This window comes from Nitrospirae bacterium YQR-1 (assembly GCA_039908095.1).
In the GTDB taxonomy this organism is placed as follows: domain Bacteria; phylum Nitrospirota; class Thermodesulfovibrionia; order Thermodesulfovibrionales; family Magnetobacteriaceae; genus Magnetomonas.
Map to the genome: position 1 here is coordinate 176,727 of JAMOBJ010000002.1, position 13,013 is coordinate 189,739.

A 13,013-nucleotide genomic window follows, 5' to 3' on the forward strand; every position below is an offset into this window, starting at 1 on the left:
CAGGCTCCATTAGAAAGCAACCATTTTTTACTCAACCGGCTTCGTACCTGAGACCGGTGGGGCCGCTGGAGTTTCCTCAGCACCTTTTACAATAGAAGTTACTTTTTCATGATATATAAACACAGCATTTTTTGTTTCATCATCAAGCGTGGGGTGGTCTTTTAACATAGAGATAATCTGCCGTCCCTCTGAGTCAACCTGTTTTACCAGCTCATCTTTAAGTATATGCATAGATTGCAGGTTGTCGAGAATTTTATTGACGTCTGTGACAAAGTTCTTGATGAGAAACACATCCTTGCCCCTTAAATACAACCTTCTGGATAAATCTCCGGAGAGGATATACTGCATTTCATTTATAAGTCTGCTAAAGGGGCTTAAGAGCCTGTATGCAAACAACATTACAAGAAAAATGGCAACAAGCCCGTAACTTAAAAAAACGACAAAAAACGCTATGACACTTTTGTTGCTGAAAGTAACCTCGGAGCCGCCGCTGCCGCCCGTGTATTTAGCCACTATTATGGACACAATTATCAATAAAAACACGGCGCCGCCGATAACAAGGCCGACTATAGTACCAAAGTTCGATATCAACGGAGATCTTTTAAATTGTTCTTCACCCATGCACAATACTACCATAAATTAAATAAGATAAGCAAATGTCAATAAAATAATTAATTGAAGATAACGCCTTGTACTAAAATTTTTTAGCCGGCAACTTGATTTTATCCCAAAAAGCTGCAATCAGTGTTAATGCGATAACTGTCAGCATACCTGCCACCATGTTGAAAGTGGTAGTCAGATTAGCCGGTAAAGAGGCATGGAGGCTGTACAAACCGTATAGGATAAAAATAACGGCGGCAATCCATTTAACAATTCTTTCAGGAATGTTTTTGCCCATCACAACCCCCACCACAATACCAAAGGCGTCGGCTATCATCATCCCAACTGTGGTACCCAGCCATACAGCAATCATGGCGTTATACTTTGCGGCCAGGGTAACGGCGGCAAGTTGTGTTTTATCGCCCATTTCGGCCAGGAAAAATGCCACAGTTACAGTCCAAAACGGACTCATCTCAGACTTTTTGTCCTCACACTCAAGGTCGTCTCCCCTAATAGTCCAAAGTCCAAAAAAAATAAACGCAACAGCCGCCGCCACATTTATATAAACCATCGAAACTATGCGGGTAATATAGGTGCCGGCAAGGGCTGCAAGGAGATGGTTTGCAAGGGTCGCTGCAAAAACACCCCACATTACCGTCTGCCACCTGTACCGCGCCGCCATACACATGGCCAGCAGCTGGGTCTTATCGCCCATCTCGGCAATTACCACTACAATTACCGATGCTATAAATGCCGTCATACCAAGCTGCATTCAATCTGTTATCATGCCGGAGCTTTACTCTTCTGCAGGGGCTCTATAATGCTTTTAAACTACCCCTGTGATTATTGCTTAGCTTTTTCCCTGGCAATAGCAATTTTCCCTGAGCGTACAAATTCCTTTACACCCATGGGCTTCATAAGCTCGACAAAGGCCTCTATTTTCTTTTCATCACCGGTAATTTCTATGGTATAGGTTTTTTGACTTGAGTCAACTACTCTGCCTCTGAAGATTTCTGCAAGTCGCAGCGCCTCAGCCTTCAACTGCTGGGGCGGGGCTACTTTAATGAGTACCATCTCCCTTTCAACGTGGTCAATTTCAAAGAGATCCTGCACCTTTATGACGTCAATGAGTTTATTTAATTGCTTGGTAATCTGCTCAACTATCGCCTCCTCTCCCTTTGTCACAATGGTCATGACGGAGATTTTCGGGTCAAGGGTCTCCCCGACGGATATGCTCTCTATGTTGTACCCGCGGCCACTAAAAAGCCCGGCCACCCGCGATAGCACTCCAAACTTGTTTTCTACCAAAATTGAAATAGTGTGTCTCATGTCCAGGCTCCTTATTTTACCGCTTTTAACTTTTTATCTTCTTTCTTTGGTTGTTCATCAAAAAGCATCTGGTCTATCGGAGCGCCGGCAGGCACCATAGGATAGACCTTCTCCTTCCAATCTATGACAAAATCCATAAAAACAGGTTTTCTCACACTCAATGCCTCTCTTATAACCGGCTCAACATCAGAGGGCTTTTCCGCTCTTAACCCTACCGCTCCGTAAGCCTCCGCAAGTTTTACAAAATTCGGCACCTCATTTAAATAACTGTGGGAGTACCGTTCGTTAAAAAACAGCTCCTGCCACTGTCTGACCATGCCCAGGTAGTGGTTATTCAAAATAGCCACCTTTACCGGCAGACTGTATATGACCGCCGTGGCAAGCTCCTGTATGTTCATCTGAATGCTGCCGTCTCCGGCTATATCTATAACGGTTTTGTCGGGAAATGCAACCTGAGCGCCCAGGGCTGCCGGAAAACCGTATCCCATAGTGCCAAGGCCGCCTGAGGTTAAAAAAGTTCTCGGCTTTTTAAATTTAAAAAACTGGGCTGCCCACATCTGGTTTTGACCCACCTCTGTGGTAATTATTGCATCCCCGCCGGTTGCCTCATAGAGTTTTTCTATTACATACTGGGGCTTTATTATGTTCTCTTCAAACCTGTAACTAAGAGGTCTTGCTTTTTTCCACTCATCCAACTGCTTAATCCAGGCCTTTCTGACCTCATCCCACTGGGGTTTATCCTTATCCTTTAGTATCTGGTTAAGGGTAAAGAGCACTTTTGTAGAGTCTCCCACTATGGGGATATCCACATCCACGTTCTTTCTTATAGATGTCGGGTCAATATCTATGTGGATGATTTCAGCATTAGGGGCAAAGGCGTCAAGTTTGCCTGTAACCCTGTCGTCAAACCTCATGCCCACAGCTATGAGTAAATCAGACTCCTGAATGGCCATGTTGGCATAGTAGGTGCCGTGCATACCGGGCATACCGAGTGAGAGATGGTGCTCTGTGGGAAATGCGCCTATTCCCATCAGTGTGGTAGTGACTGGAATATCCGTGTGTTCGGCAAAAATCCTCAACTCATCAGATGCTCCCGAGAGGATTACCCCGCCGCCTGCAATTATAACCGGTTTTTTAGAGCGGCTGATTTTCTCGGCTGCCTTTTCAATCATCCACCGGTTGCCCTCTAAGGTTGGGTTGTAGCTCCGTATGTTAAGTTTATCCGGCCAGTGGAATTTCCCTGTACCGGCGGATATGTCTTTTGGTAAATCAATGACAACCGGGCCGGGCCTGCCCGATGAGGCTATATGAAAAGCCTCTTTTATCGTATAAGCCAAATCATTTATATCTTTTACAAGGTAATTGTACTTACAGCACGGACGTGTGATACCCACAATGTCGGCCTCCTGAAAGGCATCGTTACCTATAAGCATGGTGGGCACCTGACCGGTCAGTACCACAATGGGTATAGAGTCCATAGCGGCGGTAGCGATGCCGGTGACAGTATTAGTAGCGCCCGGACCTGATGTGACCAGCGCAACCCCCACCTTTCCGGTTGAACGGGCATAGCCGTCGGCCATGTGAGTGGCGCCCTGCTCATGGCGTGTTAGTATCAACTGTATGTCTTTAGCATCATACAGTGCATCGAATATATTTAATACCACACCACCCGGATAGCCAAATATGTGCTTTACCCCTTCCTTTTTTAAAGATTCAACTATTATCTGTGATCCTGTTATTTTCATCCCTTCTACCTCTCAATACTTTTCTCTTTTCTTACCGTACATTATTAACAACCACTGCCTTCAATCTACAATCTTTAATGTAGCACATTTTATAATATTATGTTAATAGCCGGGAGGAGCTTTTTTAGAGCCATTTTTTATTCTATATAAGATAAAATAATAAAACTATGGCTTTTTACTAATGGCTGTCAATTCAAGATAGACAATGACAGGATTATGTCACAACCGTAAAACAGTCAAGAAAAAAATTGACTGACCGGCTGTATCAAAATTAAACGCCGAGAGAGAGGGTCAATTTTCAATGCCTATTGACAACTAATAGAAACAACCCAGCTCTACGGGTTACTCAAACACCTCAGTAATGTTGACTTGTAGCTCTTCAATGACTTTAGACGCAACAATACCCTCAATTGCCGCAAAGGAGTGTAATGTATACCTATCACCAACGATAGTTAATACCTGAATCGTCTGCAGCTCCGGCATAACTATCCAGTACTCCGGCACCTTATATTTCTCATAAATTGCCTTTTTAACTTCAGTGTCTCTTTCATAGCTGCACGGAGATATTATCTCACAAACCATATCCGGTACACCCCTTATCCAGTCCTGGGCAATGCTCAGGTTTTCTTTCCTGATAAACAGCATATCGGGTTGTAGCCTGTTAACACCTTCATCAAAGATTATGTCAAGTGGCGATAAAAGAACCTTACCCAATTCATTAGTCTTTACGTGGTGGCGTATAATGTTGTATAGATTGCCTACAATATCCTGATGTTTAAAAAATGGACTAGGTCCCATTATTTCTTCTCCGTTAATGATTTCCGTTAAGTCTAAAACTGTTACTAAAGTTTCCGTATTCATGGTGTATCTTAGCGCCAAACTCGTGGTTTTGTCAATAGAACCTGGATATCCCGAAATCCTACATAGAGGTAAGAAAAACGAGTAAAGGAGTTGAAATAAAAGGACACGGCAAACAACTTTCTTTCAGCGATTATGGGACAGACAGGTTTCATAAAAAATAAACAAAATAAACTGTGGTTTCCACATGTAAGCGGACATTTTCATTTTGCTCTAATAGGACATTTTTACTTTGCTACTACAATTTCAGTTTTTTGCTTGTAAAAGAAATGATGTATGTGTTACAATGGTTTTAAAACGTTTTTTATAATATCAGGAGGGCATAAATGCCAAAGATGAAAACTCACAGGGGAGCCGCTAAAAGGTTTAAGAAGACCGGTACAGGGAAGATAAAAAGGAACCACGCCTATAAGAGCCATTTGCTTACGGGTAAACCGTCCAAACGTACCCGCAAGTTGAAGAAGTCCGCTATAGTTGACAGCACTCAACATAAGAACATTGCGAGGTTGATACCTTTTATGTAAGACTTGTTTTGTAATTTAATAGCGTAAATGCTAAATTTATATAAAGATTAGGAGGGGTTAGATGCCCAGAGCAAAAGGTGGATTTAAGACAAGACGCAGAAGAAAGAAATTACTGGAAAAAGCCAGCGGTTATTACGGCGGCAGGAGTAAACTTTACAGGGTTGCCTCAGAGGCGGTTGACCATGCACTTACCCATGCTTATACGCACAGAAAATTAAAAAAGCGGGAGTTCAGAGCGCTTTGGATTATCAGAATTAATGCAGCCGTAAGAGCCGTCGGGCTTACCTACAGCAGGTTTATTGCCGGCCTTAAGAAAGCCAATATTGACCTTGACAGAAAGGTACTGGCAGATCTGGCACTTAATGATATAGCCCGTTTTAATGAAATCGCTGAAACTGTAAAGGCCGGCATAGCTTAGGTGCGTGGACCATTGACACTGAATTAAAAAATTCATTTCTCAGGGAACTCCACAGTGTTTCAAATACGGTGGAGTTGCAGTCACTGCGCAGCAAGTACATCGGCAAAAAGGGGGTTGTCACTCAGAGGCTTAAGGAGCTGGGGTCGGCTCCCAAAGAGCAACGTGCGGCACTCGGTAAGGTGGTAAATGAGGTCAGGGACTTCATAGAGAGCCGGTTAAGGGAAAAAGAAGCACTTCTTTCCGCTCAGGCTTCCGTCTCCATAGGTTCAAAACACTTTGTGGATTTATCCCTTCCCGGAGCATACATTAAACCCGGCGGCAGACACCCTATAAAAATCATCCTCAATGAAATCATAGATATCTTTGTTTCAATGGGATTTGCTGTTGAGGAGGGGCCTGAGGTGGAAACCGACTACTATAACTTTGAAGCGCTCAACATTCCTCTAAACCATCCTGCCCGGGATATGCAAGATACTTTCTATGTAAGGCCGCTAAGCGAAAAAAACATTCAGGGAGAGCACTCAAAGACGGACTCCGGCATAGTGCTGAGAACGCACACATCGCCGGTACAGATACGGGTTATGGAAAACAAGAAGCCGCCGCTTATGTTTATAGCGCCGGGCAAAGTGTATCGTTGTGATTCCGACATGTCCCATACACCGATGTTTCATCAGGTGGAGGGGCTTATGGTGGATGAGGGGATAACGTTTGCAAACCTTAAGGCGGTGCTTGAGGCCTTTTTGCACATAGTCTTTGGGCCCACGGTTCCGGTGCGTTTCAGGCCGAGTTTTTTCCCTTTCACAGAGCCCTCGGCGGAGATTGACATGGGCTGTTATGCCTGCGCTGGTTCCGGTTGCAGGGTGTGTAAGAACTCCGGCTGGATTGAAATACTGGGTGCCGGGATGGTTGACCCCCGGGTGTTTAAGATGACAGGTATTGACCCTGAGGTTTATACCGGATTTGCCTTTGGCATGGGGATAGAGAGAATTGCCCGGTTAAGATACGGGATAGATGATATACGGCTTTTTTATGAGGGTGATTTGAGATTTTTGAGGCAATTTTAAATTATGCTTTTACCGTTTAATTGGTTATCGGATTTTTTAGAGATAACAGAGCCGCCTCAGAGCGTATCATCCTTGCTGACTATGGCGGGGCTTGAGGTTGAGGCTCTGTATGGACAGGGTAGTGATGCGGTATTAGAGGTAAATGTAACTCCAAACAGGGGTGACTGTCTTAGCGTGCTGGGTTTAGCCAGGGAACTGTCAGCTATAACGGGCAGGCCGCTTAAGTTAAAAGACAGTTGTGGCAGTGTTGAGGCCGGCACTGCTGCAGAAGAAATCTCTGTTGAGATAATTGATACGGAGCTCTGCCGGCGGTACTCCGGAGAAATAATAAGCGGTGTTAAGGTTACTCAATCGCCGCAGTGGTTGATAAAACGGCTTGAGGCTGCTGGAGTGCGTGCTATCAACAACATAGTGGATGTTACAAACTACGTTTTAATCGAACTGGGGCAGCCCCTTCATGCTTTTGATTTATCCAAACTCAGGGGAAACACCATAAGGGTAAAAAGAGCCGACGGGGCGGTTAAGATAAGGGCCCTTGACGGGGTTGAAAGAACGGTTTCCGGCGATAGTCTATTGATTTGGGATAGTGAGGGGCCGGTGGCGATAGCCGGTGTGATGGGAGGGCAGGGCTCGGAGGTAGCGGCTGATACGGTGGATATATTTCTTGAGAGCGCATGGTTTTTACCTGAGTCGATAAGAAAAACATCAAAGGCGCTGGGGCTTCGTTCTGAGTCGTCATACCGTTTTGAAAGAGCAACCGATATTGGGGGCACAGTGAGAGCGTTGAACAGGACTGCGGAGCTGATTGTTGAGCTTTGCGGAGGCGCTGCTATGCCGGTTATAGATATTTATCCTGTTAAGTATAAACCTGCGGAGATAGAGTTTAAGCGAAAAAGTGTTACTAAACTACTTGGCATGGATATCTCTGAGGACACGATAAGTAGTATTTTGGTGAGTTTAGGGTTTAGCGTTTCCGGAAGTGGAGGCATATACAGAGTTACTGTGCCGTCTCATAGGACGGACATTGAGCTTGAGGCCGATCTCACAGAGGAAATAGCAAGAATTTACGGTTACAACAATATACCCTCAGTGATGCCTCATGCCTGTGTAAGTGCAAAGGTAAGCAGCCATAAGGAGATGTCATTAAGGCCTATTGGAAATCTCCTCAGGCAGGCAGGCTTTACGGAGACTATAAACTATAGTTTTATGCCGGAGGATGCACTGGATATTTTATTAATACCACAGGGGGATGAAAGACGAAAAACAGTTGAGGTGCTCAATCCGCTAAGTAAAGAGGAGTCTGTGCTGAGAACATTTTTGCTGCCTGCGCTTATTGAAAATCTGAGATTAAATCTAAATTTCAGACAAAAGGAAATACATTTATTTGAGGCAGGTACAGTGTTTATTAACGAGGGCGGGAAGTTACCGGTTGAGAGTTTTAACCTTTCGATAGTTTCCCTAAGTGGTGTAACGCAGAAATTATGGTCAGACAATGCGCACATTTTTTATAAACTAAAAGGAATAACAGAGGCACTCAGAGATACTCTGCGGCTCTCAGGCATGGAGTTTAGTAAAGACGGTGTTTCTGTGACGCCTTCAGAGGAGCCGTTTCTTTCCCGCACACACTCGGTTGATATTTATTTAAAAGGTAAGCGTGCAGGGTATTTGGGGCTTTTGTCACCTGAGGTTACAAACAATCTTGGTTTAAAGATACAGAGACCTGAGGTGGGTGTTGCAGAGTTGTTTCTTGATGAGGTGTTTAAATCGGAGCTTTTACCACAGACATTCATGGCCATGCCTAAATATCCTCCTATAGAGCGTGATATGGCGGTAGTGGTTGATATGGTGTTTGCTGCGGCGGAAATGGTGAAACTAATCAGGGGCTACGATAGCAATTTAATTGAGTCAGTGGAAATTTTTGATTCTTACACAGGCAAATCAGTTGGAGAGGGCAAAAAGAGTCTTGCCTGCCATATTGTTTACAGGGCGGCGGATAGAACCCTCACGGATAAGGAAATAGACGATTTGCATGGGGCGGTGGTAAATCATGTGTTGGAGATGACAGGTGGAGTACTCAGAAGTTAGGCGGTGAGCATCCTTTGGGTGCTTGTGTGAGCTAAGACTAAGATAATAAAGGAGAAAACATAAAATGAAAAATGTAGAGATGTCGCTTACGGGTAATATTTTGACAATAAAGGTGGATATATCGAAAGATTTTGGTCCGTCCTCTTCCGGTAAAACAATTATAATAGCTTCGACCGAGGGCAACCAAAGCATCCCCGACTCAGAAGCTGTAAAGATTGGCCTTAACGTTTATAAGAAAAAGTAATCAGCACTGTAATCCACCGGCAAACGTGTTCAAGTTGTTTTCAAGGTATTGAAAAGCTGGGAGTTTTCTTAAGGGTTCATAGAATAATTCCTTCTCATCCCCTGCATGTTTATTATTATGAGCTAAATGGTATAGAATATAGATGATAAACGAATGAGGATATAATGAAAACTTGGGGGTGTGTGGATGACAACAAATATAATTGATCAGATAAAGGCGGAGATACTGCTTGAGAGCGGCACAAATGAGCTTGAGATACTGGAGTTTTATATAGATGAGGAGAGCAGGGAGGGACAGGAGGGCCGTTCGTTTTTTGGGATGAACGTTGCTAAGGTTATGCAGGTGATAGAGAATCCTAACCTGAAGCCGAAAGACTATGCGCAGAATCCATGTTTTTTGGGCACTATCCCGCTTCGTGACCACATAGTGCCGATTATTGATTTAAGCATCTGGTTAGGTATCAAACGAAAGACCGACACAGGGGACATTATAATAATAACTGAATTCAGCAAATCGGTGCAGGGGTTTTTAGTCTCAGGGGTTACGGAGATAACTCGTTTTCAGTGGAAAGAAGTAGTGCCGCCGGGGAAATTTATATCACATCTTGGTTCAAAGTCAATTGTGGGCATAGTTCATACCAGTGACCATTTTATACAGCTTCTTGATCTGGAACACATAATTTCGGATTTAAATCCTAAATCATCAGACGATACGTGGAAAACCACTGTAAAAGCACAGAGCCAATATCGAGCGCTTATTGTTGACGATTCCGAAACAATTCGGGAGATAATCAGAAGAAATATGGAGGCTGCAAATTTTAGAACAAAAATACTAGATAACGGCGAGGAGGCCCTTAATTATTTGAAAGAACTTGCTGAGACCGGATTAAACGAGGGCAAAGACATTTCTGACTACATAGATATTGTAATATCGGATATAGAAATGCCTCTGCTTGACGGTTATACGCTGACAAAAAATATAAAACAGGACCATTATTTGAAAAAAATTCCTGTAATCCTTTATTCGTCTCTTATCACTGCTGAGCTGTTCCACAAGGGAAAATCGGTAGGGGCTGATGATCAGGTATCAAAGCCCGACTTAGATGAAATGGCCGGTAGGGCTATAAAACTCATAGAGGACAGGCTGGTGGTGGTTTAGACAACCTCTATGGTAAGCATTGAACACGATGCAGACTTGCTCGTAACCTTTGGAAAGGAAACTCTGAAACGGCTTCATGAAATAGACTCTTTGCTTCTGAATCTTAGAAAATCCGGCGCTTCCTATGAAAACAATATTAATCAAATATTCAGAGACGCCCATTCAATTAAATCCGGGGCCAATCTCCTGAAACTAAAACAAATAGAGTTGCTTGCCCATGCAATAGAAGACATCCTGCATATTCTCAGAGACAAAAAAATCATCCCAAATGATTCGGCAATCGAAATAATCATGGAGGGTACAGACTTTGTCAGACAGCTTATTAATATGATTAAACTAAGCAACTATGCTAATGTAGAATCTATGCTTAAGAGGCTTAAAGGGCTTTGTCTGTCTCTTGAGAAAGTGCGGGTTAATCTGTAATACCAAGTAGCAACTTGGTATTAATAAAACTACTAATCAGAATAATGAAGATAAAACATTATACTAAACCAATTAAACATAGACGGCAGGGGTCAAGGGGGCTGGCCTCCTTGCGGATGGGATTTAAAGGGAAGGCAGCGCCTTCCCTTTACTTTCTTTACCTTTTACTTTCTTTACCTTTTTAGATGGAAATATTAGCGGTACGGAATCTCATGAAAAACTACGGTGGTGGTAAGGCTGCTGTGGGTGGGGTGGATTTTAGTTTTTTAAAGGGCGAATTTGTCGGTCTTCTGGGTCCTAACGGGGCCGGTAAGACTACGATTATTAAAATCTTGACAGGCCTGATTAAGCCGACATCCGGCGAGGTTAGTTATTACGGTGAGGATTTCTTTAAGGATTCAAAGCGCTTAAAAGCTATTATTGGAGTGGTGCCTCAGCAGAACAACCTTGACAGGGATTTGACGGCTTACGAAAACCTCTACCTTCACTGTCTGCTCCACGGCATCCCTAAGCGGCAACGCAGGCTGAGAATTGAGCAGTATCTTGAGTTTTCCGGGCTTTCGGATGTGAAAGATAAGGCGGTTAAGACATTTTCGGGCGGCATGATGAGACGGCTTGTGATTTTACGTGCTTTGCTGCATGAGCCGGAAATCATATTTCTCGATGAACCCACCATAGGGCTTGACCCTCAGATAAGAAGAACCATCTGGGATTTTATTATAAAAATCAATCAGTCGAAAAAAACCACTATTTTACTGACCACTCATTACATTGAGGAGGCGGAAAAGCTCTGTGCAAGGGTTCTGATAATAAACGGCGGGTTGATTATAGCAAAAGGCACCCCAAATGACCTTAAGGCTGAAACCGGTAAGTTTGTGCTTGAAACTTTTAAAGAGGACAGAACAACAGAGGAATTCTTTGAAACTAAAGAGGAAGCTCTGGAGACAATAAAAAGCTGCTCCTATTCGTGTAAGATACGGGAATCCACACTGGAGGATGTGTTTTTGCAATTGACGGGAAGGAAAATCAATGTTTAACGGCTTTTATGCTGTTCTTTACAGGGAACTCTCAATATTTAAGAAACGGATTAAAAAGCAGCTGCTGTCTCAATCGCTCTCACCGTTGCTTTATTTAATAGCCTTTGGCTGGGGCATGGGGGATGCTATAGCGGTCGGGGATTTGTCATATATGTCGTTTCTTATTCCAGGGCTGATTACGATGAGCAGCCTTAATCAGAGTTATGCCATCTCAGCGGAGATCAATATATCGAGATTTTACTTCCGTACATTTGACCAATACCTGACAGCCCCTGTGCCGCACTATGAGATAGTGCTGGGTGAGGCGGTTTTTGGAATGCTTAGAGGGATATTGAGCGGCCTTATGATTTTTGCTTTTGCTGTTGCTTTTAGTGTTAAACTCCAATTTAATGTTATGTTTATACCGGCACTGCTTCTGCATACGTTTTTATTTGCCTCACTTGCCGTAACCACCTCTATGGTAGTAAAAGACCATGCCGGGCAGGCGCTCATTAACAATTTTGTCATCACGCCGATGATTTTTCTCTGCGGCACATTTTATCCGGTTGACAGGCTTCCGATAGTTTTCAAGGCGCTCGTCCACATGTTGCCTCTTACCTATTCGGTTAAGGTAATACGAGCCTCTCTGACGGGCGGTGAGGTTAACTCGCTTTTTGTGCTTTTGCTTTTTGCCTACTCTGTGGTATTCTTTCTAACGGCCATTTGGTCGTTAAAAAAAGTGGAGAGTTAAACTATCGGATGATTAACGGCATAGATAAAAATGTTATATACTCGCTAGGCCTAGGTCCCGGCGATTATGAACTTATTACAGTTAAAACCAAGAGGATTTTAGAGCAGTCCGATGTTGTGATTGTCCCGCAGTCGGATGAGCTTGGCAGAAGTGTGGCTAAAGATATCGTATCACACTATGTGTCGGATGAGAAAATTCAAATGTACTACTTCCCTATGAACAATAAGAAAGAGGAGTTGTCAAAGAGATACACCGAGCTTGCCGAGACTATCAAAACTCTTTTGGATTCCGGTAAAACCGTGTCATACGTCTCAATGGGAGACCCCACGTTGTTTAGCACATCAAACTATCTGACCGAAAAACTTAATGATATTGGCATTGCGATAAAGCATATTCCGGGGATAAGCTCCATAAATGCCTCTTCGGCGCTCTTAGGGCTCTCACTGGCCAGCAAGGGCGACAACATCGGAATTTACGAACTAAGCGCCAAAGCAGACATCAATACTGAGAGAATAAACACGCATTCTACAGTTGTATTTATGAAAGTCCACAAGAAATTAAATGCCCTGATTGAGGCTGTAAAGGAATCCGCGCCTGATGAGGCGTTTCTGGTGCAGAGAGTGGGGCTTGAGGGCGAAAACACGGTAGATTTACTTAAAACCTCTCCTGATTTCGACGCCGCTTACCTTTCCCTTGCAATTATAAAAAGAAAAAGGTTCTTTACCAAATCGAGTGGGTAGAAAAAATAAGAAGTATCCCCTGCCGTCTTAAAGAAACAGCTATCAGATAGAAAACCGG

General features: G+C 43.6%; 15 protein-coding genes. 10 read left to right on the forward strand and 5 right to left on the reverse strand.

What is annotated here, in order from left to right; all coding sequences use genetic code 11:
• Positions 1-27: 27 nt before the first annotated feature.
• The 5 genes from H7844_02585 to H7844_02605 form a co-directional block, all read right to left on the reverse strand.
• Complete coding sequence (locus H7844_02585) at positions 28-621, reverse strand: methyl-accepting chemotaxis protein (GenBank protein ID MEO5356167.1); 594 nt, start codon at positions 619-621, stop codon at positions 28-30.
• Positions 622-694: 73 nt separating this feature from the next.
• On the reverse strand, positions 695-1,360 hold the full coding sequence (locus H7844_02590) for a TMEM165/GDT1 family protein (GenBank protein MEO5356168.1): 666 nt from the start codon (positions 1,358-1,360) through the stop codon (positions 695-697).
• Positions 1,361-1,443: 83 nt separating this feature from the next.
• Positions 1,444-1,929 (reverse strand): acetolactate synthase small subunit, encoded by a 486-nt coding sequence (gene ilvN, locus H7844_02595; protein MEO5356169.1) that lies wholly within the window; start codon positions 1,927-1,929, stop codon positions 1,444-1,446.
• Positions 1,930-1,940: 11 nt separating this feature from the next.
• A complete protein-coding gene (gene ilvB, locus H7844_02600; protein MEO5356170.1) occupies positions 1,941-3,674 on the reverse strand; it encodes a biosynthetic-type acetolactate synthase large subunit in 1,734 nt (577 codons plus the stop codon).
• A gap of 342 nt (positions 3,675-4,016) precedes the next feature.
• Positions 4,017-4,535: a Uma2 family endonuclease gene (locus H7844_02605; protein ID MEO5356171.1), complete on the reverse strand. Its 519-nt coding sequence runs from the start codon at positions 4,533-4,535 to the stop codon at positions 4,017-4,019.
• 323 nt (positions 4,536-4,858) lie between these two features.
• On the opposite strand from H7844_02605, the gene rpmI reads away from it, so the two are divergent.
• The 10 genes from rpmI (at position 4,859) to cobI (ending at position 12,955) form a co-directional block, all read left to right on the forward strand.
• Positions 4,859-5,056 (forward strand): 50S ribosomal protein L35, encoded by a 198-nt coding sequence (gene rpmI, locus H7844_02610; GenBank protein ID MEO5356172.1) that lies wholly within the window; start codon positions 4,859-4,861, stop codon positions 5,054-5,056.
• A gap of 61 nt (positions 5,057-5,117) precedes the next feature.
• Positions 5,118-5,474: a 50S ribosomal protein L20 gene (gene rplT, locus H7844_02615; protein MEO5356173.1), complete on the forward strand. Its 357-nt coding sequence runs from the start codon at positions 5,118-5,120 to the stop codon at positions 5,472-5,474.
• Between the two features lie 68 nt (positions 5,475-5,542).
• Complete coding sequence (pheS, locus tag H7844_02620; GenBank protein MEO5356174.1) at positions 5,543-6,538, forward strand: phenylalanine--tRNA ligase subunit alpha; 996 nt, start codon at positions 5,543-5,545, stop codon at positions 6,536-6,538.
• A gap of 3 nt (positions 6,539-6,541) precedes the next feature.
• Positions 6,542-8,623: a phenylalanine--tRNA ligase subunit beta gene (pheT, locus tag H7844_02625; protein ID MEO5356175.1), complete on the forward strand. Its 2,082-nt coding sequence runs from the start codon at positions 6,542-6,544 to the stop codon at positions 8,621-8,623.
• Positions 8,624-8,687: 64 nt separating this feature from the next.
• Entirely contained in the window at positions 8,688-8,867 is a 180-nt protein-coding gene (locus tag H7844_02630; GenBank protein ID MEO5356176.1) for a hypothetical protein, read from the forward strand.
• Between the two features lie 186 nt (positions 8,868-9,053).
• Positions 9,054-10,025 (forward strand): chemotaxis protein, encoded by a 972-nt coding sequence (locus H7844_02635; GenBank protein MEO5356177.1) that lies wholly within the window; start codon positions 9,054-9,056, stop codon positions 10,023-10,025.
• A 9-nt stretch (positions 10,026-10,034) separates the two neighbouring features.
• Entirely contained in the window at positions 10,035-10,448 is a 414-nt protein-coding gene (locus H7844_02640; GenBank protein MEO5356178.1) for an Hpt domain-containing protein, read from the forward strand.
• A gap of 212 nt (positions 10,449-10,660) precedes the next feature.
• Entirely contained in the window at positions 10,661-11,485 is an 825-nt protein-coding gene (locus H7844_02645; protein MEO5356179.1) for an ABC transporter ATP-binding protein, read from the forward strand.
• Positions 11,478-12,215 carry an ABC transporter permease gene (locus H7844_02650; protein MEO5356180.1) on the forward strand — a complete coding sequence of 246 codons (738 nt, stop codon included), beginning with the start codon at positions 11,478-11,480 and terminating at the stop codon, positions 12,213-12,215. The genes H7844_02645 and H7844_02650 overlap by 8 nt, the downstream gene beginning before the upstream one ends.
• Positions 12,216-12,223: 8 nt before the next feature.
• Positions 12,224-12,955: a precorrin-2 C(20)-methyltransferase gene (gene cobI, locus H7844_02655; GenBank protein MEO5356181.1), complete on the forward strand. Its 732-nt coding sequence runs from the start codon at positions 12,224-12,226 to the stop codon at positions 12,953-12,955.
• Positions 12,956-13,013 lie beyond the last annotated feature (58 nt).